Genomic DNA, 20,197 nt, shown 5'->3' on the forward strand with positions numbered 1-20,197 from the left:
TGCTGGCCGCGGCCTGGTGCGTGCTGGCCGCGGCCTGGTGCGTGCTGGCCGCGGCCTGGTGCGTGCTGGCCGCGGCCTGGTGCGTGCTGGCCGCGGCCTGGTGCGTGCTGGCCGCGGCCTGGTGCGTCCCGGTCGGGACCTGACGGAGTGCCGCGAGCACCTCGGTGGACGTTCCTGAGCGAGTCACCGCGACCACCCGGTCGTAGTGGCGGCGCGGCCGGTATTCGGAGGCGCAGACGGCGTCGGTTTCGCCGAGACCCGCGCTCTCACGCAGTTCGGCGATGCTCTCGGCGACGAACCACGACGTTCCGCACCCGAGGATCAACATGCGCTCGCCGGGCGCGGCGAGCGCTCGTCTTGCGTCGGCGGAACGCTCCGCGACGGCGCGGGCCCAGATGTCCGGCTGGCTGGCAATCTCGGCCGACGTCGCATTCATGTCTGCGGATTATGCTCGTTTCTGCTCGGCTCACAAGATACGAGCATCAAACGAACACTCATGAATGAGCGTTTCCGCTGCCACCGCTGGTCGGCGCGCAGCTGCGGACAGATGGACGACTCGCGCAGTCGACGGACGACTTGTGTGGTCAGCGGAGGGCGGGTGGGAGCAGGTCTCCGTGTGCGGCGGTCAGGTCGTCGCAGAGTTGCCAGATCTGTTTGACGGTCAGGGTGGCGGCGGTGTTCGGATCGACCATCGCGGCCTGGCGGACCATGCGCGGGTCGCCGGTTATCGCGGCCTGGACGGTCAACTCGCCGACGCTCACGAACGCGCGGTTCAAGGCGGCACATTGCGGGGGCAGCGCGCCGACGACCTCGGGACGCACGCCCAGGCGGTCGACCACGCAGGGGACTTCTACGGCGTACGCGGAAGGAAGGTTGGTTATCAGGCCGTGATTGGGGACGTTGGCGTGGATGCGGCGGCGCTCGCCGGTGACCATGCTGTGGATGACCTGGGGCGCGTACTCCGTGGCCTCGCGGGTCAGGTCCAAGGGCTCGCCGGCCAGTAGCGCGCGGCGTGTCTCGTGGTATTCCGTGACGTTGTCGGCGCTGATGCGCAGGTAGTCGCCGACCGGGATGCGCAGGCGGGCGATCTCGTCGTCGTGGTGCAGATACCACGGAACGTACTCCGACGAGTGCTCACTTGTCTCGGTGGGGAAAAACCCTAGTCGCTGGTACATGTCCATGCGGACCCGGCGGCGGAGCTGTGGATAACTTTCGAGGAGCTCGTCCAGCCGTGGATACAGTGACTCGCCCCGGTGCTCCAGGCGCAGCAACCAGGCCTGATGGTTCACGCCGGCACCGGTGTAGTCCACTTCGTCCAGCGGTACCTCGAGAAGGGCAGCGAGATCGTGGACCGTCCAGAAAACCGAGTGGCAGAGACCGGCCACCTTCAGCCGCGGCGCCGTCGCCGCCAGGTAGGCGACGTTCATGGCCATCGGGTTCGTGTAGTTGAGAAGCCACGCGTCGGGACAGAGCTCGAGCATGTCGGCCGCGATGCCGTCGAGCGCCGGAAACGTGCGAAGCGCGCGAAAGATGCCGCCCACCCCGAGGGTGTCGGCGATCGTCTGGCGAAGCCCGTACCTGGCCGGGATCTCGAAGTCCCGGACGGTCGCCGCGTACATGCCGACCTGGATCGAGTTGATGACGAAATCGGCGCCGTCGAGGGCTCGCCGGCGGTCGAGGTGCGCCGTGATCGTCGGCGACGCGCCCAGCTGCGCGGAAGTCCGCCGCGCGATCATCTCGGCCGTTTCCAGTCGCTCCGGGTCGATGTCGTGCAGGGCGAGCGTGACGTCACGCAACTCGTCGAAGGACAGGATGTCGGCCAGCAGCTCACGGGTGAAGACGACGCTGCCGGCGCCCAGGAAAGCGATCACCGTCATGGCGGGATTGTTCGGCCGCGCTCACAACCGCACAAGACAGGTTGGTCATATGAATGGAAACGAACTACTTTAAATGCGCGTTTGATCAGTCTCTTGTTTGTGGGGATCCGCGTGTCGCACCGCCGAACCGAACGTATGACGGCCATCCTCGATCAGCTCGCCAGCAGCGGGTCGGTCGACGTCGGCGAACTGGCCGAGCAGTTCGAAGTCTCGCCCGCCACCATCCGGCGCGACCTGCAGGCGCTCGAGGACGGGCGGCTGTTGTCGCGCACCCATGGCGGCGCGGTCGCGGCCGACGTGTCCTTCGAGGTGCCGGTGCGCTACCGGTCGGGGCAGCACCGCGAGGAGAAGGTGAAGATCGCGCGCAAGGTGATGGCCATGCTGCCGTCGGGGCCGTTCACGCTCGGCCTCACCGGCGGCACCACCACGCACCTGCTCGCGCGGTCGATGGCCACCCGCGTCGACGTGACCGTGGTGACCAATGCGCTCAACATCGCTCATGAACTGGTCATGCGGCCACGGATCAAGCTGATCATGACGGGGGGAGTGTCGCGGACCCAGTCCTACGAGCTGGTCGGGCCGCTGGCCGACCAGGCGTTGAACGGGCTCTACATGGAGGTCGCGGTCGTCGGGGTCGACGGCATCAGCGCCCGGGGTGGCCTCACCACGCACGACGAGATCGAGGCCAACACCAACGCGACGATGATCCGGCGCGCGGGCAAGGTGATCGTGGTGGCCGACGGTTCCAAGATCGGCAAGATCTGCCTGGCCGGCATCGGCCCGATCACCGACGTGGCGACGCTGGTGACCGACGCGACCGCCGACCCGGCCGGCGTCGAGGAGATCCGCCGCACGGGAGTCGACGTCCTCGTCGTCGAGTGAGGCGAGGGATCAGGCCGTGGCGGAGCGGATCGCTTCGGCCATCAGGTCGGCGGTGACCATGCGCAGGTGTTCGAGGTCGACCTCGGTGGACAGCTCGCCGGTGGCCAGCGCGACCACGGCGTCGCCGTCGTAGCTGGTGTGCGCGGGGTTCAGGGCTCGGGCGAAACCGGTGTGGCCGCTCTGAGCGAGCAGGTTGCAGGCGTTCTTGTCGAGTTTGGCGTCGGTCAGCACCACGGCGATCGTCGTGTTGGTCCCAGGTGCCGCGCCGGACGGCGGCTGCAGTGCCGCGCCGGACGACGGCTGCGTGAACGGCGACGGCTGCGGGGCCGCGCCGGATGATGGCTGGGCGAACGGCGACGGCTGCGGGGCCGCGCCGTGCGATGGCTGGGTGAATGGTGACGGCTTGGGGGTCGCGTCGGACGGTGACGGGCTGACCAGCGCCTGCCCGTCGGGGCCGATCACGTCGCCCCAGGCGTTGACCGCGGCCAGCGTCACGATCGAGGCGGCGCCCGCCCGTCCGCGGGCCAGGCCGATGCCGCTCGGGTCGAAGCGGCCACGCCACTTGCCGGTGGTCGCGCCCGTGCCCGCGCCGACGCGCCCGGTCTCGAAAGCGGCGCCGGACAGCGCGGCCTCCAGGGCGGCCCGGGCGCCGGGGGAGTAGTCGGGCGGATCCACCACGGCGGCGTCGAAGAGCGACATGCCGACCACGATCGGGACCGGACCGGCCGGTGTCGCGAAGCCCAGTCCGCGCGACCTCAGCTCCCGCATCACGGCGTCGCCGGCGGCCAGGCCGAACGCGGATCCGCCGGACAGCACCACCGCGTCGATCCGGTCGACCAGGCGGGTCGGTTCGAGCAGGGCGAACTCGCGGGTCGCCGGGGCGCCGCCGCGCACCTCGCCCGACCCGACCGTCCCGGGCGGCGGGACGATCACGGTGACGCCGGTGCCTTCGCCGGTCCAGTGACCGGCCCACGCCGACAACAACTGCGGTGAACTCATCCACCCATGATCCTCCAACCCGCGGGAGGAAGAGGCCGGGAGAGAGCACCACCCGCGGGAGGAAGAGGCCGGGAGCGAGCGCCACCCGCGGGAGGAAGAGGCCCGGGAGGGAGCGCCACCCGCGGGAGGAAGAGGCCCGGGAGGGAGCGCCACCCGCGGGAGGAAGAGGCCCGGGAGGGAGCGCCACCCGCGGGAGGAAGAGGCCCGGAGCGAGCGCCACCCGCGGGAGGAAGAGGCCGGGAGCGAGCGCCACCGGCGAGAAGAAAAGGCCGGGAGAGAGCGCCCGCGAAGAGCGCCCCGGACGAGTGCCCGCGGACAGCGCCGGGGAAGAGCGCCCGCGGAGAGCAGAGCACCCGCGGAGGGCGCCGGGGATGAGAGCCCGCGGATAGCGCCCGCGAAGTGCCGCCAGGGGGGCAGCCGGATCAACCAGACACAAGGAAAACGGAGTGGCGCCAGGAGCGAGATCGACCCCGGCCGAAGCACCCCGCCAGAGCCGTCGAGTCAGCGCCATTGACACGCCGGTAACGCGGCGGCAATCTCAATGCATCGATTTAGCAGGCCGCGCCGGCCGAAAAATCGCCACCCCGGAAAGGGGGAGCCGCGTGAGAGACGCACTCGTGGCCATGTCGGCCGCCGGGGTCACGGTGCTCGTCGACACCGCCGGCCCGGGCCTTCCGGTCATCGCGTACTGGGGGCCGGAGCTCCCCGGCCTCGACCAGGCGGGCGCCGCCGCCCTCCTGCGCACCACCGAGGGCGTCACCGGCAGCAACGCGATCGATCTCCCCCCGCGGGTCGCCGTCCTGCCCGAGCACAACGCCGGCTGGCCCGGCCGCCCCGGCCTGCTCGGTTCGGCGGGCGGCACCGGCTGGTCACCCAAGTTCCAGATCAAGACCGTTTCCGCGTACGGCGTGAGCGTGCGCGACTTCGCCGCCGGCGGTCCCGGGCTCGTGGAGATCGCGGCCGACGACGAGAGTGGCCGACTGTCCACGACGATCGAGATCGAGCTGCTCCCGACCGGACTTCTGCGGGCCCGCGCCACCGTCACCAACCAGCACGAGGACACGTACGGGCTGGAAGATCTGGTCCTGTCTTTCCCGATCCCGGCCGAGGCCTCCGAGCTGCTCGATTTCGCCGGCCGGCACAACTTGGAGCGGGTGCCGCAGCGAGCGCCGCTGAACACCGGCACGCACCTCCGGGAGAACCGGCGTGGCCGAACCGGAGCCGACAGCGCGTATGTCCTGCACGCCGGCGTCCCCGGGTTCGGCTTCGCCCGTGGTCGGGTGTGGGCGGTGCACACCGCGTGGAGCGGTAACCACACCCATTACGCCGAGCGGGTCTGGTCGGGCGAGCAGCGTCTCGGCGGCGGCGAGTTGCTGCTGCCGGGCGAGATCCGGCTCGCGCGCGGGCAGAGTTACACCTCACCCTGGCTCTACGGCTCGCACGGCGACGGCCTGGACGAGGTGGCCCGGCGGTTCCACCGTCACCTGCGCGCCCGCGAACGGCCGATCTCCAGCGAGCGGCCGGTGTCGCTCAACGTGTGGGAGGCCGTCTACTTCGACCACCGGCTGCCCAAGCTGCTCGATCTGGCCGAGCGGGCGGCTCAGGCCGGCGCCGAGCGCTATGTGCTGGACGACGGCTGGTTCGGTTCGCGCCGCGACGACACCTCGGGGCTGGGGGACTGGGTCGTCTCGCCCGACGTCTGGCCGGACGGGCTGCACCCGCTGATCGACCGGGTCAAGCAACTCGGGCTGCAGTTCGGGTTGTGGTTCGAACCCGAGATGGTCAATCCGGACTCGGATCTGGCCCGCGAGCACCCCGAATGGATCATGTCGGCCCGTTCGGACTGGCCGGTCGAGTCGCGGCGCCAGCAGGTGCTCAACCTCGGGATCCCGGGCGCCTACCAGCACGTACGGGATCAGATCTTCGCGATTCTGAGCGAGTACGCCGTCGACTACATCAAGTGGGACCACAACCGCGATCTGATCGACGCGGGTACGCAGCCCACCGGTGCGCCGGGGGTGCACGAGCAGACGCGGGCGTTCTACCGCCTGCTCGACGAGATCCGGGCCGCCCATCCGGATCTCGAGATCGAGTCGTGCTCGTCCGGCGGCGGGCGGATCGACCTCGAGGTGCTCACCCGCTCGGACCGGGTGTGGGTGAGCGACAACATCGACCCGCACGACCGTCAGCAGATGCTGCGCTGGAGCGGTCAGCTGGTGCCGCCGGAATACCTCGGCTCGCACGTCGCGTCGGGGCAGAGCCACACCACCGGCCGTCGGCACGACCTGGAGTTCCGGGCCGGGACGGCGGTCTTCGGCCACCTCGGCGTCGAGTGGGATCTCACCTCGGCGACGCCGGAGGAGCTCACCGCCCTGGCCGAGTGGATCACCATTTTCAAGGACGAGCGCGGGCTGCTGCTGGCCGGCGATCTCGTGCGGATGGACGGCTACAGCGACGACCTGCTCGTGCACGGCGTGGTCGCGCCCGACCGCTCGCGTGCGCTGATCGCGATGGTCGCGCTGGCCAGTCCCTACCCCGATCCGCCGGCCCGGCTGCGGTTCCGCGGCCTCGATCCGGCCCGTTCCTACCGCATCCGCCCGCTGCGCCGCGCCGGTCACGCACCGCCGTGGTGGGGCAGCGACCTGGCCGGTGACGTGCTCACCGGCGCCGCGCTCGAGCACGTGGGCGTGGCCAGCCCCAGTCTCCACCCCGATCAGGTAGTGCTCTATCAGGCTGATGCCATGTAGGGAGCTCCGATGGCCGCCACGACAGCCACCCCCGTACGAAAGAAGCGTCCTGACGACACCAAATTAGCGATCCTGTTCATCGCGCCCGCGCTCATCGGCTTCCTGGTCTTCATGATCTGGCCGACGCTGCGCGGCATCTACCTCAGCTTCACCAAGTTCAACCTGCTCACCCCGCCGGAGTTCAACGGCCTCGACAACTACATCCGGATGGGGCAGGACCCGGTCTTCTGGAACTCGCTGGTCGTCACCCTCTACTACGTCGTCGTCAACATCGTCCTGCAGACGGCGCTGGCCCTGGTCATCGCGGTGATGATGCAGCGGCTGACCAAGCGGACCTGGCTGCGCGGGATCATCCTGACCCCGTACCTGGTGTCCAATGTGGTCGCCGCGCTCGTCTTCCTGTGGATCCTGGACTACCAGCTGGGCATCGGGAACAAGGTGATCGAGCTGATCGGGCTGGACCGGATCGCGTTCCTGGCCGACAGCAACTGGGTCATCCCGACCGTCGCGCTGATCAACGTGTGGCGCCACGTCGGCTACACGGCCCTGCTGATCTTCGCCGGGCTGCAGACCATTCCCGAGACCCTGTACGAGGCGGGCCGCACCGACGGCGCGTCCGAGATCACGATGTTCCGGCGCATCACGTTGCCGCTGCTCCGGCCGATCCTGGCCCTCGTGCTGATCATCACCGTGGTCGGCTCGTTCCAGGTGTTCGACACCGTCGCCGTCACCACCCGCGGCGGGCCGATCGACTCGTCCCGCGTGCTGCAGTTCTACATCTACGACATGGCGTTCGGCCGCTTCCAGTTCGGCTACGCGTCGGCCATGTCGGTCGCCCTGCTGGTGGTCCTCGTGATCATCACCTTCCTGCAGTACCGGCTCAGCCGGGCCGAGCAGTCCGACCTGGCCTGAGGAGGCTCCCATGGCCACGGCCACGCAACCTGTCGCAACCACCGCCCCCGCAATCGTCGAAGAGTCGCCCAAGCCCGGCTTCAACATCGGCCGTGCGGTCGCCTGGGTCTTCATGGTCCTGGTGATCCTGGCGTCGCTGTTCCCGTTCTACTGGATGCTGCGCACCGCCCTGTCCAGCAACAACGCTCTCTACGCGGGATCGGACAGCCTGCTGCCGGTCGACGCCTCGTGGGGCGGTTTCGAGCGGGTCTTCGGCCTGCAGACCGGTCAGGAGGCGATCGACGCCGGCGGCGCCGGGCAGCCGATCAACTTCTGGCACTACCTGGCCAACTCGATCATCGTGTCCACCCTGGTCACCGCCGGGCAGGTCTTCTTCAGCGCGATGGCCGCCTACGCGTTCGCCCGGCTGCAGTGGCGGCACCGCGAGAAGGTCTTCGGCTTCTTCCTGGCCGGTCTGATGATCCCGGCCATCTTCACCCTGCTGCCCAACTTCGTGCTGATCAAGCAGCTGGGCCTGATCGACACGCTGCTCGGCGTCTCGCTGCCGACCATGCTGATGACGCCGTTCGCGGTGTTCTTCCTCCGCCAGTTCTTCCTCGGCATCTCGCGCGAGGTCGAGGAGGCGGCGCTGGTCGAAGGCGCTTCCAAGGTACGGGTGTTCTTCCGCCTGATCCTGCCGATGTCCTCGGCCCCGCTGGCCACGCTCGGCATCCTCACCTACATCACCTCGTGGAACGACTACTTCTGGCCGCTCATGGTCAGCTACACCGACCGGTCGCGGGTGCTGACCGTGGCCCTCGGCGTCTTCAAGTCGCAGACGCCGCAGACCGGTCCGGACTGGTCCGGCCTGATGGCGGCGACGCTGGTCGCGGCGCTGCCGATGCTCATCCTGTTCTTCCTCTTCGCCAAGCGCATCGTCAACTCCATCGGCTTTAGTGGGATCAAATGAGAGCGCGACTCGCGGCACTTCTTTCGGCAGTACTGGTCGCCGGCTGCGGCTGGAGCGGCTCCGACGCGGCCACCACGGCTACGGGTGGCGGCGGCACGATCGAATACTGGCTCTGGGACTCGGGGCAGCAGCCCGGATACCAGAAGTGCGCGGACGCCTTCGCGAAGGCGAATCCGGGCCTGTCCGTCCACATCAGTCAGTACGGCTGGGACACCTACTGGTCGAAGCTGACCGCCGGGTTCATCGCCGACACGGCCCCCGACGTGTTCACCGATCACCTGGCCAAGTTCGCCCAGTTCGTCGATCTCAAGGTGCTGCGCCCGCTGGACGACCTGGCGCCGACGGCCGGCATCAACGACGGCGACTACCAGGAGGGCCTGGCCGAGCTGTGGAAGGGCCAGGACGGCAAGCGTTACGGCTCGCCGAAGGACTGGGACACCATCGCCATGTTCTACAACCCGGTCTCGTTGCAGAAGGCGGGCATCGACCCGGCGACACTCAAGGATCTCAACTGGAATCCGCAGGACGGTGGCACGTTCGAGAAGACGATCGCGCACCTGACCGTCGACGCCAACGGCGTACGGGGAGATGAACCCGGCTTCGACAAGAACAACGTGAGCCAGTACGGGATCGGCTCGGACGGTTCCGGCGGGGGCGGCTGGGGGCAGACCCAGTGGTCCAACTTCGCCGGCAGCGCCGGATGGCAGGTGACCGACAAGAACCCGTGGGGCACCCACTTCAACCTCGACCAGCCCGCCTTCCAGGACACGCTGAGCTGGTACTACGGCCTGGTCCGGAAGGGTTACATGCCGAGCTTCGCCGAGATCGGCGGCAACAACCCGGTCGGGCCGGACAAGCAGATCCAGTCCGGGCTGGCCGCGATGGCGTTCGACGGCTCGTGGAAGATCTCCACGTTCACCGGGCTGACCGACACCGCGGGCAAGAAGCTGGAGATCGGCATCGCGCCTACCCCGATCGGGCCCACCGGCAAGCGGGCCTCGATGTTCAACGGGCTGGCCGACTCGATCACGTCGCTGTCCAAGCAGCCCGAGAACGCGGCCAAGTGGGTCGCCTTCCTGGGCGGGGCCGAGTGCCAGGACATCATCGGCGAGTCCGGCGTCGTCTTCCCGGCCCGGCCGCAGGGCACCGAGAAGGCGATCGCGTTCAACCGCGACGAGCGCAAGCTCGACGTCACCCCGTTCACCGACCAGGTCAAGGACAAGACCACGTTCCTGTTCCCGGTCACCAGCAACGCCGCCGACATCACGGCGCTGCTGCAACCGAGGATGGACGCCGTCTACATCGGCGACGCCCCGGTCTCGTCCCTGTCCACGGTCAACAACCAGCTGAACGACCTGTTCAAGGTCGCCCAGTAACTATTAGCTACGCAGCGCCTTGAGGGCCGGGGCCACCCGGGCGAGCTCGTCGAGCATCGTGGTGGCCGCGGCCGAGGTGATGTCGGTCGGCTGGAACTGGCCCTCGACCACATTGCTGTGGACGAACGGGATGTTCACGGCGGCCGGCAGCAGCCACATCCGCAGCGCGTACGCGGCCCCGGTCAGCGCCAGCGCCGAGCGGGTGCCGGCCGAGACGCCGCCGTAGCTGACCACGCTGGCCGGCTTGTAGTTCCACTCGGCGTGCAGGTAGTCGAGCGCGTTCTTGAAGGCGGCGCCGAGGCCGAAGTTGTACTCCGGGATCACGAACACGATCGCGTCGGCCGCGGCGACCTTCTCGCTCCAGCGCATGGTGTGGTCGTTCTGGTAGTTCTGCAGCCGGGGGTGGTGCGGCTCGTCGAGCAGCGGCAGGTTCTCCTCGGCCAGGTCGGCCACGGTCACCTGGAAGCCGCCGTGCGCCTTGGCGACGTCGACGAACCACTCGGCCACGGTCGGGCCGACCCGTCCCGGACGGGTGCTTCCGACGACCACCAGCAGGTTGAGCTCGCTCATATCGTTCCCTCGGACGCGAAGTATTTGCTTCGGCAACATTAACGACCGGCCGGCCCGAACGATGCCGGAAGTCGGAAGCATCACACGCCTATGTTTTCCCGTACGCAGCACGACTCCCGATGTTCGATCGACGCCGGCAGCCGCACCGTGCGGGACTCGCGTCGCGGATCGTCGAGGCGTTGCAGCACCATCTGGACCGCCCGGTTGCCCATCGCGTGGAACGGCTGGGCGATCGACGTGACACTGGGCGAGACGATGTCGGCCCACTCCAGATCGTCGAAGGCGACAACGGCCAGATCCGACGGCACCCGTACGCGTTCCCGCCGGATCGCCCCCAGCAGGCCCATCGTCATGTTGTTGTTCCCGCAGAAGACGGCCGACGGCGGACGGGGTCCGCGCAGCATCTCCTCGGCCGCCGCGAACCCGCCGCGCACCGTCGACCGGCCGTCCCAGATCAGTGCCGGGTCGACCGCCAGGCCCGCGCTCTCGTGGGCGAGCCGGAAGCCGGTCTCGCGCTCGCGTGACGTGGACAGCCCGGTGAGCCCGGTGATCATGCCGATCCGGGTGTGCCCGGCCGCGATCAGGTGCTCGATCAGGTGCCGGGTGGCCAGGGTGTTCTCCGAGCCGACCTGGTCGAACCCGCGGTCCTCGAGCCGGTCGGCCAGCACCGTGGGCACCCGGGCGTCGCGCAGCAGCGGGCGGGTCCGGTCGCGCCAGCCCGCGGTCGGCACCAGGATCAGCGCGTCGACGTCACGGTCGAGCAGGGCCCGTACGGCCGCCGCCTCTTTGGCCGGATTCTCACCCGAGGCGCTCAGCAAAACGGTCGCACCCCGGCGGGCCGCCTCGGCGTCGATGCTGTCGATCAGTTCGCCGAAGTACGGGCTGGACATGGCGGGCAGCACCACGCCGATGGTCAGCTTGCTCTCCTTGGCCCGGTCGACCCGCTGGTCGTAGTAGCCGAGCGCCTCCGCGGCCTCGAGCACCCGGGCACGGGACTCCGCGCTGACCCTCCGGGTTCGGTTCAGCACGTGCGACACCGTCGTCAGGGAGACTCCGGCGGCCGCGGCGACAGACGACATCGTGACCACGACGTCCGTGTTACCCGGCGGTGAAAGCCTTGCGCAAATCTTTGCGCAAGCGGTGGAGCGACGTCCGTCCCGATTCTTAGCCTCGACGCAATCCGGACGACAGCGAGCAGCGCAAATGCGCTTGCCCCGTTTGCGCAAGAGGAGTCGAGAAGATGTCAACCGAAGTCCAGCGGGCCATCGACGAGGTCGCGACCGCCGTCGAGAGCGTCACCGAGTCCGAACTGGACGCCATCGTCGACGAACTGCTCGCCGCCCGGCGGATCGCCGCTTTCGCCGGTGGTCGTGAGGGTCTGGTGATGCGCGGCCTCGTCATGCGGCTGTTCCACGCCGGGCTCGACGTGCACTACCAGGGCGAGATGACCACCCCGCACGTCGGCGAAGGTGACCTGCTGATCCTGTCCTGCGGGCCGGGGAACATCTCGATGGTCGAGGCCCTCGCGGGGGTGGCCAAGCGGGACGGCGCGCGGCTGCTCTACCTGACCGCTCAGCCGCAGAACGCGCCCGCCGGCCAGGCCGACGTCGTGGTCAAGATCACCGCTCAGACGATGGCCGACGACACCGCCTCGCAGGCCGTGCTGCCCATGGGGTCGGCGTACGAGATCGCCCTGTTCGTCCTGGTCGACCTGATCACCAACCGGGTGCGCGCCCGCCGGCAGGAGTCGGCCGAGGAGCTGCGCTCGCGTCACACGAACCTCGAATAGATCTTGTTAAGCGCACATACAGGAGATATCGCATGAGAATCAAGCTTGCAGTGACCGCAGCCGCGGCCCTCTTGATCAGCGGCTGTTCGGTCGACTCCGGCGGCACCGGCTCGAGCGGCAACGCCGCCGCCGGCGCCGCCAGCCCGGCCGCCAACTGCGCGATCGCCACCGCCGCCGACCCGGGCAACTCCCAGCCCGCCGACGGCACCCCGGTCGCCGAGAACGCCCCCAAGCTCGCCCAGAAGGACACCTACCGGGTCGCCTTCAGCCAGAACGCCAACAACGGTGCCTGGCGCATCGCCGAGACCCAGAGCATGCAGGACGAGGCCAAGCGCCTCGGCTACCAGATCCAGGTCACCGACGCCCAGAACAACCAGTCGAAGCAGATCCAGGACATCCGCAGCCTGATCGCGCAGAAGCCGGACGCGCTGTTCGTCGCCCCGATGACCGAGGAGATCGGCACGGTCATCGGCGAGGCCAAGTCGGCCGGCATCCCGGTGTTCCTGATCGACCGTACGGTCTCGAACGCGCAGGCCAAGGCGGGTACGGACTACGTGACGACGATCGTCTCGGACTTCGTGCAGGAGGGTAAGCGCGCCGCGTACGCGATGGCCAAGGCCACCGGCGGCACCGGCAAGGTGATCGCGCTGGAGGGCACCACCGGCTCGTCGAGCGCCGTCGACCGCAAGAAGGGCTTCGAGGACGCGCTCAAGCAGTGCCCCGGCCTCGAACTGGTCGCCACCCAGGACGCCGACAACCAGCGCGCCCGGGCCCAGGACATCACCGAGTCGCTGCTGCAGGCCAACCCGGACGTCACCGCGGTCTACGCGCAGGGCGACGACATGGCCATGGGCGCGATCGCCGCCATCCGGGCCGCGGGCAAGGTGCCCGGCAAGGACATCCTGGTCGTCTCGGGTGACGGTTCCAAGGAGGCGCTGCAGTCGATCGTGGACGGCGCGATGGTCGCCAACGTCGAGTGCAACCCGCGCTTCGGTCCCAAGGCGTTCGAGGTCATGAAGCAGTACGCGGCCGGCGACGAGGTGCCGACCAAGATCCTGAACGAGGACCGGCTGTTCGACGCGTCCAACGCCGCCGAGTTCGTGTCCCAGGCGTACTGAGTGCGATGACCGACACCACACCCGAGGGCCCGCTGCTCGAGATGCGCGGGGTGACCAAGTCGTTCCGCGGCGCGCGGGCCCTCGACGACGCGACCATGACCGTGGGCCGCCACCAGATCCGGGCGCTGATCGGCCAGAACGGGGCCGGCAAGTCCACCCTGATCAAGATCCTGACCGGCGTCTACCGGCGGGACGGCGGCGAGGTGCGGCTCGACGGCCGACCGGTCGACTTCCGCTCCACCGCCGACGCCCAGAAGTCCGGCGTGGTCACCATCTATCAGGAGGTGAACCTCGTCCCCAAGCTGTCGGTGGCCGAGAACATCTTCCTCGGCCGCTTCCCCCGGCGGCGCGGCCTGGTCGACTGGGCCACCATGCGGGCCGGGGCCCGGGACGCGCTGGCCACGCTGTCGCTCGACATCGACGTGACCCGTCCGCTGGGCAGCTACCGCGTGGCCACGCAGCAGATGACCGCGATCGCCCGGGCCGTCTCGCTCGAGGCCCGGCTGCTGGTGCTCGACGAGCCGACGTCGTCGCTGGCCGAGCGCGAGGTCGAGACGCTGTTCGGGGTGATGCGCTCGCTGCGCGACTCCGGCGTGTCGATGGTGTTCGTCTCGCACCGCATGGACGAGCTCTACGAGATCTGCGAGGACGTCACCGTGCTGCGCGACGGCCGTACGGTCGCCGAGGAATCTCTGGCCTCGCTCAACCAGTACGAGCTGGTCAGCAAGATGCTGGGCCGTGCCGCCGAGCAGGTGGCCTCGGGTGCCCGGCCGGCCGCGCGTCCCCGGCAGCAGGCCGAGCCGGTGCTCTCCGTGACCAACGCCGCGTCGGCTCCCCGTCTGCGCGACGCCTCGATCGACGTCTACGCCGGTCAGGTGCAGGGTGTGGCCGGCCTGCTCGGTTCCGGACGCTCCGAGCTGTTGCGCTCGGTGTTCGGCGCCGACCCGCTCGACTCGGGCGAGATCAAGGTCAACGGCGACAGGCCTTCCCTCCGTACGCCCGGGGAAGCGATCGCGAATCGACTGGCCTTCCTGACCGAGGACCGCCGTGCCGAGGGGATCGTGCCGCACATGTCGGTGCGCGACAACCTGACTCTCGCCCTGCTCCCCAAGCTCACCAGACGGGGCATCGTCGACCGCAAGCGGCAGCGCCAGATCGTCACCGACTACATCGCCCGGCTCGGCATCAAGGCCCAGGCCGACCAGCCGATCGTCGAGCTCTCCGGCGGTAACCAGCAGAAGGTGCTGCTCGCTCGCTGGCTGGCCACCGAACCGGCCGTGCTGCTGCTCGACGAGCCCACCCGTGGCATCGACGTCAGCGCCAAGGCCGAGATCCTGGCCCTGGTCGACAAGCTGGCCGCCGACGGGATGGGTGTGCTGCTCGTGTCGTCGGAACTCGAAGAGGTGGTCAGCGCCTGCGACGACGTGACCGTGCTGCGCGACGGCGTCTCGGTGGCCCGGGTCTCCCTCGACCGGCTCTCCGAGGAGTCGCTGATGGCCGTCATGGCGAGCGGCGAGGCTGTGCCGTCGTCCGATGTGCCGCAAAAGGACAACGCTGATGACTGATCTCGCCACCCGGCCGGCCGCTGCTTCCGTATTGCGGAACACCGACTGGCCGTCCTTCATCCGGCGCTACGGCGCGGCGATCGTGCTCGCCCTGCTGGTGCTGTTCAACATCATCTTCACCGACAACTTCCTGGACCTGCGCAACATCCTGTTCGTGCAGCTGCGCCAGGCCGCACCGACCGCGATCGTCGCCCTCGGCATGGCCCTGGTCATCGCCACCGGCGGCATCGACCTCTCGGTCGGCGCCGTGGTCGCCCTGTCCGGTCAGGTCACCGCGGTGTTCCTGCTCGACGGCGTGCCGCCGCTGGTGGCGCTGCCGATCGGCATCCTCGTCGGCGTGGCCGCCGGCCTGTTCAACGGCACGCTGGTGTCCCGGTTCGGCATCCAGCCGATGATCGCGACGCTGGTGCTGTTCACCGCCGGGCGCGGGCTGGCCCAGGTCGTCACCGGCGGCCGGATCCAGACCGTGAACCAGCCGATCGTCGAGTTCCTCGGCCTCGGCGTGATCGCGGGACTGCCCATCTCGGTGTTCTCGCTGATCGTCATCACGATCGCGATCGTGCTGGTCACCCGCTTCACCCCGGCCGGCACCAAGCTGCTCGCGGTGGGCGGCAACGAACGCGCGGCCGGTCTCGTCGGCATCCGCACCAAGCGGGTCAAGACCATGGCGTACGTGGTCGCGGGTGGCCTGGCCGGTTTCGTCGGCCTGCTCGAACTGGGCCGGATCCAGGCCTCGGACGCCACCAACGCCGGCCTCAACATGGAGCTCGACGCGATCGCCGCGGTCGCCGTGGCCGGAACGACACTCGCGGGCGGCACGTTCTCGCCCGGTCGCACGATCATCGGCGTCCTGATGCTCCGGCTCCTGCAGAACACCCTGGTGGCCCACGGCATCCCCCGTGAGGTCGCCCAGATCGCACAAGGACTCATCATCGTGGCTGCCATCTATCTGCTGCGCCGCTCGCGGGACGCGCGATGAGCGCCGCCACCGCCGACGTGGCCACCATCGGGCACCGGCTCGCCCTGCAGCGCCGCGGCACGGTCGCCGTGCTCGTGCTGGTGGTGCTGCTGGCCTCGCTGCGCTACGGCGACGCGTTCTATTCCGGCATCAACCTGACCTCGTACTTCGACGACGCGGTCAAATACTCGCTGATCGCCCTGGGTATGACCTTCGTGATCATGACGGGCGGCATCGACCTGTCGGTCGGCTCGGTCATCCTGCTGGCCGGCGTGGCCGGGGGACTGGCCAGCCCGCACGGTGCGGTCGTGGCCGTGCTGGTCGGCGTGGGCACCGGCGCCGCCGTGGGTGCGGTCAACGGCCTGCTGATCGCGCACTCCCGCCTCGAACCGTTCGTCGTCACGCTGGCGACGCTGCTCTGGGCGCGCGGGCTCGGCCTGCAGCTGGCCGACACGCAGACCGTCGTCTACGGCACCGGCACGCTGCAGTCGCTCGCCCGAGACAAGATCTTCGGGCTGACCACCGGGTTCTGGCTGATGATCCTGCTGTTCGTGCTGGCCGCGGTCGCGCTCAAGTTCACCCCGTGGGGGCGTACGGTGCTCGCGATCGGCGACAGCGAGGAGTCCACCGCGCTGCTCGGCGTGCCGACCCGCCTGCCCAAGTTCTCGGTCTACCTGCTCTCCGGGGCGCTGGCCGGGCTGGCCGGGGTCGTGCTCGGCTCGCAGACCGGCTCGGTCAGCATGGACACCGGCGTCGGCTGGGAACTGATCGCGGTGGCGGCCGTGGTCGTCGGCGGTACGCTGCTGACCGGCGGCGTCGGCTCGATCGGGGGCACCCTGGCCGGCCTGCTGCTGCTCCAGGTCATCTTCACCATCATCAACTTCGAGAACGGGCGCGGCGGCATCGAGATCAACTCCTACTGGCAGAACGTCGTCCGCGGCGCCTTCCTGCTGGTCGTGGTGCTGCTGCAGACCGGCGTGGGCCGCGGAAGGAAGAAGTCATGACCGCGACCGTCGGGCCACCGGCCCTGCCCTGGGACACGACCACCCTGCACGCGCTGCGCGGGCGGGTCGAGGAACGGCTGCTCACCCAGAACCGGGTGCTGATCGGGCTGACCGGCCCGCCCGGTGCCGGCAAGTCCACCATCTCCGAGCTGATGGTCACCGGCCTCGACGAGCACCTGCCCGGGCAGGTGGCGCTGGTCCCGATGGACGGCTACCACCTGGCCCAGTCGGCGATCGAACGGATGGGTCTGGCCGACGTGAAGGGCGCGCCCGAGACGTTCGACGGCGCCGGCTACGTGGCCCTGCTGCAGCGGTTGCGGTCGGAGAGCGACACCACGATCTACGTGCCCGAGTTCCGGCGCGCACTCGACGACGCCGTGGCCGCCGCCATCGCCGTCCCGCCGCGGGTCCGCGTGATCATCACCGAGGGCAACTACCTGCTGCTGGACCGGGCACCCTGGAACGGCGTACGGGAAATGCTCGATGAGGCCTGGTACGTCGAGCTGGACCACGGCACGCGCATAGACCGTCTGGTCGAGCGGCACGTCCGCTTCAAGGACGACCTGGCCACGGCGCAGCGCCGGGCCACCGGTTCCGATCAGCGCAACGCCGAGCTGGTGGCCCGCTCCAAGGACCGAGCCGACCTGGTCCTCGTCCACGGGTGACGAGGGTTGTTCAGGGCCTGCCTGTACCGACGACAAGCGGTAGCTCGACGCCAAGGTCTCTGCCGCCCTGAACAACCCTCGTCTTACCTCCGAGGTAATCGATCGGATGCAGTCATGCCCCGCACGATGGGGGGCATGACTGCTTTCGCGATGGCGCACCTGCGGACGACCAGCACCCACGACGAGGTCTTCGAATACATCGAGACGATCCAGAGCACCATGGATCCGTACGGGGGAAGGTTCGTCGCCCACGGTCCGCAGGTGGAGGTGCTGGAGGGCAGCTGGCCCGGCACCCTGGTGATCCTGGAGTTCCCCGACCTCGAGTCGGCGCGGTCCTGGTACGACTCGCCGGCCTACCAGGCGATCCTGCCGCTGCGAACCCGCCACATCGAGGGCGACACGCTCATCTTCCCCGGTGTCGGCCCGAACTACGACGCGCGCGCGACGGCGGCCGTGCTCCGCTCCGCGGCGGCGGCCTGACAGGCGATATCTTCACTGCGTGAACCTGGGTCTCGAACTGCGGGGGGCATTGCGGGCGTACGGGTTCCCGCCGCTGTCCAAGGCGCGCCCCGACGGGCTGCTCGCGGTCGGGGGTGACCTCGGGCCCGAGCGGCTGCTGGTCGCGTACGCGAACGGGATCTTCCCCTGGCCCTCCGAAGGCTCGGACGTGCTGCCGTGGTTCTGCCCGAGCCCGCGGGTGGTGCTGGTGCCGGGGCAGATCAACGTCAGTCGCAGTCTGCGCAAGGTGATGCGCCACGAGCCGTTCACGATCACCTACGACCGGGCGTTCGGTGCGGTGATCGCGGCCTGCGCCGAGATCCACGGGGCGAACGGCGGCACCTGGATCTCCGACGCGATGCTCGAGGCCTACTCGCGGCTGCACGAGCTCGGTTTCGCCCACTCGGTCGAGGCCTGGAACGGTGATCGGCTGGTCGGCGGGCTCTACGGGGTGTCGCTGGGGGCGGCCTTCTTCGGCGAGTCGATGTTCCGCCGTGAGTCCGACGCATCGAAGATCGCGCTGGTCACGCTGCTGTCGCAGTTGCACGCGTGGGACTTCGAGCTGGTCGACTGCCAGATGATGACACCCCACGTGGAGCGGCTGGGGGCGGTCGAGTGGGAGCTCGGCCATTTCCAGGAGCGGTTGCACAAGGCCCTCGAGCGGGAGACCCGGCGGGGCCCCTGGTCGTCCCTGGTGAGCTGACCGGTCAGGCCCTCGTCATCAGCGCGGCGATCCGTTCGGTGAGATCGGCCGGAGGATCGTCGACCCGGACGAGCTTGTCGCGGCTGGTGGCGCCGGCCTTGAGCGACAGCCGCGCCGGGCGGACGCCGATCGCGGCGGCCAGGGCACGCAGGGCGGCTTCGGTGGCACGGCCGTCGACCGGCGGCTCGCGGACCGCGACGACGAGAGCCGGCCCGAACGAACCCTCATGGGCGCCGCCGACGGCCGGACGTGAGGCGCCCGGCTTGACCCGGATCGCGATCGTGGCCACGCCCTATCCTCTCAGGCCGGGGCGGGGCGGGTGGAGTCGCGATCTTCTCAGGCCGGGGCGGGGCGGGTGGAGTCGCGATCTTCTCAGGCCGGGGCGGGGCGGGTGGAGTCGCGATCTTCTCAGGCCGGGGCAGGGCCGGTGGAGTCGCGGACGATCAGGGTGTGGCCGGTGGAACGGCGGCGGGGGCGGGCCGTCGGCGCGCGCAGGGCGAGGGCCAGCGCCATCTTGCCCATGTCGGTCATCGGCAGGCGGATCGTGGTCAGGCTGGGGGCCAGGTCGGCCGCGACCGAGACGTCGTCGAAGCCGACCACCGACATCCGTTCCGGCACCGGCACCCCGTGGGCCCGCAACGTGGAGAGCGCGCCCATCGCCATGGCGTCGTTGAGCGCGATGATCGCCGTCGTTTCCGGGTGGTCGCGCAGGATCAGTTCGGTCGCGGCCACGCCGCCGTCGCGGGTGAAGTCGGTGTGCACGACCGGCAGGTCCGCCATCGCGAGCCCGGCCTCGGTCATGGCCGCGGCGACGCCGGCCATCCGGTCGACCACCGTGTTCAGGTCGGGGGTGCCGCAGGCGATCGCGATCCGGCGGTGGCCCAGCTCGAGCAGGTGGCGGGTCAGGTCACGGCCGCCGGCATCGTTGTCGGGCAGCACCGCGTCGACGCCGAGCGAGTGCCGGCCGATCACCGCGACCCGGCCCCCGCCGCGTACATAGGCCGAGAGTTCGTCGCGGGCCGCGGTCTCGTGGCGGGTGTCCACGAAACCGGAACCGGCCACGATGATGATCCGTACCCGCTGGTTGATCAGATGGCGGATCTGGCGCAGCTCGTGCTCGGGGTCGCGCCCGGAGTGGCAGATCTGCACGAGCAGGCCCTGCTCGTCGGCGACCCGGATGACGCCCCCGGCGATCTCGGAGAAATACGGGTCGTCGACCTGATGCACGACCAGCCCGACGGTCGAGCTGGCGCCTCCGGCGAGGGTTCGCGCGTACGGGTTGGCGACGTACCCCATCTCCTCCGAGATCTGCCGGATGCGGGCCGCGACCTCCTCGCTCACGCCGTCGCGACCGGCCAGCGCCCGCGAGGCGGTGGCCAGCGAGACGCCGGCACGTTCGGCGATGTCGACGAGGCGGAGCCTCACACCGGGCTTGGGCATGAATCAACTCTCCACGAGCCGGAAGCGGGCCGGATCAACGGGTCGGATCGTCTCGGCCGGACATCGGGCCGACTGCTAATAAGTTTCCGGGGTGTTGCATGTGACGCATCGATCACTTTAGGCTACGTAAGCGCTTTCGCAAGCG

General features: G+C 69.5%; 19 protein-coding genes and 1 pseudogene. 13 read left to right on the forward strand and 7 right to left on the reverse strand.

Going from position 1 to position 20,197, the window contains the following annotated elements:
- Window positions 1–436 (reverse strand): annotated as a pseudogene (locus tag KOI35_RS45240) (sugar isomerase); the annotation flags it as partial.
- Window positions 437–584: 148 nt separating this feature from the next.
- Entirely contained in the window at window positions 585–1,877 is a 1,293-nt protein-coding gene (locus KOI35_RS45245; protein ID WP_215795975.1) for an alpha-glucosidase/alpha-galactosidase, read from the reverse strand.
- 135 nt (window positions 1,878–2,012) lie between these two features.
- Between KOI35_RS45245 and KOI35_RS45250 the strand changes: the two genes are divergently transcribed.
- Complete coding sequence (locus KOI35_RS45250) at window positions 2,013–2,759, forward strand: DeoR/GlpR family DNA-binding transcription regulator (protein WP_215795976.1); 747 nt, start codon at window positions 2,013–2,015, stop codon at window positions 2,757–2,759.
- 9 nt (window positions 2,760–2,768) lie between these two features.
- On the opposite strand, the gene KOI35_RS45255 is transcribed toward KOI35_RS45250, so the two are convergent.
- Entirely contained in the window at window positions 2,769–3,758 is a 990-nt protein-coding gene (locus KOI35_RS45255; RefSeq protein WP_215795977.1) for a P1 family peptidase, read from the reverse strand.
- A 602-nt stretch (window positions 3,759–4,360) separates the two neighbouring features.
- Between KOI35_RS45255 and KOI35_RS45260 the strand changes: the two genes are divergently transcribed.
- Genes KOI35_RS45260 through KOI35_RS45275 form a run of 4 tightly spaced genes read left to right on the forward strand, consistent with a single transcriptional unit; the run spans window position 4,361 to window position 9,742 of the window.
- On the forward strand, window positions 4,361–6,505 hold the full coding sequence (locus tag KOI35_RS45260) for an alpha-galactosidase (RefSeq protein ID WP_308121450.1): 2,145 nt from the start codon (window positions 4,361–4,363) through the stop codon (window positions 6,503–6,505).
- 9 nt (window positions 6,506–6,514) lie between these two features.
- On the forward strand, window positions 6,515–7,417 hold the full coding sequence (locus KOI35_RS45265) for a carbohydrate ABC transporter permease (RefSeq protein WP_215795978.1): 903 nt from the start codon (window positions 6,515–6,517) through the stop codon (window positions 7,415–7,417).
- Window positions 7,418–7,427: 10 nt separating this feature from the next.
- Complete coding sequence (locus tag KOI35_RS45270) at window positions 7,428–8,366, forward strand: carbohydrate ABC transporter permease (protein WP_246614863.1); 939 nt, start codon at window positions 7,428–7,430, stop codon at window positions 8,364–8,366.
- Window positions 8,363–9,742, forward strand: coding sequence for an ABC transporter substrate-binding protein (locus KOI35_RS45275; RefSeq protein ID WP_215795979.1), 1,380 nt, complete (start codon window positions 8,363–8,365; stop codon window positions 9,740–9,742). The genes KOI35_RS45270 and KOI35_RS45275 overlap by 4 nt, the downstream gene beginning before the upstream one ends.
- Window positions 9,743–9,745: 3 nt before the next feature.
- Here KOI35_RS45275 and KOI35_RS45280 read toward each other — a convergent pair whose 3' ends face one another.
- Window positions 9,746–10,312 (reverse strand): NADPH-dependent FMN reductase, encoded by a 567-nt coding sequence (locus KOI35_RS45280; protein ID WP_215795980.1) that lies wholly within the window; start codon window positions 10,310–10,312, stop codon window positions 9,746–9,748.
- Between the two features lie 80 nt (window positions 10,313–10,392).
- On the reverse strand, window positions 10,393–11,391 hold the full coding sequence (locus KOI35_RS45285; RefSeq protein ID WP_215795981.1) for a LacI family DNA-binding transcriptional regulator: 999 nt from the start codon (window positions 11,389–11,391) through the stop codon (window positions 10,393–10,395).
- A gap of 161 nt (window positions 11,392–11,552) precedes the next feature.
- Here KOI35_RS45285 and KOI35_RS45290 point away from each other — a divergent pair, with 161 nt between their 5' ends.
- The 8 genes from KOI35_RS45290 to aat all read left to right on the forward strand — a co-directional run bounded on the left by KOI35_RS45290 (window position 11,553) and on the right by aat (window position 18,612).
- Window positions 11,553–12,101, forward strand: coding sequence for a phosphoheptose isomerase family protein (locus KOI35_RS45290; RefSeq protein ID WP_215795982.1), 549 nt, complete (start codon window positions 11,553–11,555; stop codon window positions 12,099–12,101).
- 32 nt (window positions 12,102–12,133) lie between these two features.
- Window positions 12,134–13,219, forward strand: a complete 1,086-nt coding sequence (locus KOI35_RS45295) for an ABC transporter substrate-binding protein (RefSeq protein WP_215795983.1) — start codon at window positions 12,134–12,136, stop codon at window positions 13,217–13,219.
- 5 nt (window positions 13,220–13,224) lie between these two features.
- A complete protein-coding gene (locus tag KOI35_RS45300; RefSeq protein ID WP_215795984.1) occupies window positions 13,225–14,784 on the forward strand; it encodes a sugar ABC transporter ATP-binding protein in 1,560 nt (519 codons plus the stop codon).
- Complete coding sequence (locus KOI35_RS45305) at window positions 14,777–15,763, forward strand: ABC transporter permease (protein WP_215795985.1); 987 nt, start codon at window positions 14,777–14,779, stop codon at window positions 15,761–15,763. The genes KOI35_RS45300 and KOI35_RS45305 overlap by 8 nt, the downstream gene beginning before the upstream one ends.
- Window positions 15,760–16,746 (forward strand): ABC transporter permease, encoded by a 987-nt coding sequence (locus KOI35_RS45310; RefSeq protein ID WP_215795986.1) that lies wholly within the window; start codon window positions 15,760–15,762, stop codon window positions 16,744–16,746. Before KOI35_RS45305 ends, KOI35_RS45310 begins: the two co-directional genes overlap by 4 nt.
- Entirely contained in the window at window positions 16,743–17,411 is a 669-nt protein-coding gene (locus tag KOI35_RS45315; protein WP_215795987.1) for a nucleoside/nucleotide kinase family protein, read from the forward strand. The genes KOI35_RS45310 and KOI35_RS45315 overlap by 4 nt, the downstream gene beginning before the upstream one ends.
- A gap of 135 nt (window positions 17,412–17,546) precedes the next feature.
- Window positions 17,547–17,891, forward strand: coding sequence for a DUF1330 domain-containing protein (locus KOI35_RS45320; RefSeq protein WP_215795988.1), 345 nt, complete (start codon window positions 17,547–17,549; stop codon window positions 17,889–17,891).
- A 19-nt stretch (window positions 17,892–17,910) separates the two neighbouring features.
- Window positions 17,911–18,612: a leucyl/phenylalanyl-tRNA--protein transferase gene (aat, locus tag KOI35_RS45325; protein WP_215795989.1), complete on the forward strand. Its 702-nt coding sequence runs from the start codon at window positions 17,911–17,913 to the stop codon at window positions 18,610–18,612.
- Window positions 18,613–18,616: 4 nt separating this feature from the next.
- Here aat and KOI35_RS45330 read toward each other — a convergent pair whose 3' ends face one another.
- Both KOI35_RS45330 and KOI35_RS45335 read right to left on the reverse strand, forming a co-directional pair.
- Window positions 18,617–18,901 carry a DUF167 domain-containing protein gene (locus KOI35_RS45330; protein WP_215795990.1) on the reverse strand — a complete coding sequence of 95 codons (285 nt, stop codon included), beginning with the start codon at window positions 18,899–18,901 and terminating at the stop codon, window positions 18,617–18,619.
- A gap of 119 nt (window positions 18,902–19,020) precedes the next feature.
- Window positions 19,021–20,052: a LacI family DNA-binding transcriptional regulator gene (locus tag KOI35_RS45335; RefSeq protein ID WP_215795991.1), complete on the reverse strand. Its 1,032-nt coding sequence runs from the start codon at window positions 20,050–20,052 to the stop codon at window positions 19,021–19,023.
- Between the last annotated feature and the right edge of the window lie 145 nt (window positions 20,053–20,197).

This window comes from Paractinoplanes bogorensis, from assembly GCF_018829635.1.
Classification (GTDB): domain Bacteria; phylum Actinomycetota; class Actinomycetes; order Mycobacteriales; family Micromonosporaceae; genus Actinoplanes; species Actinoplanes bogorensis.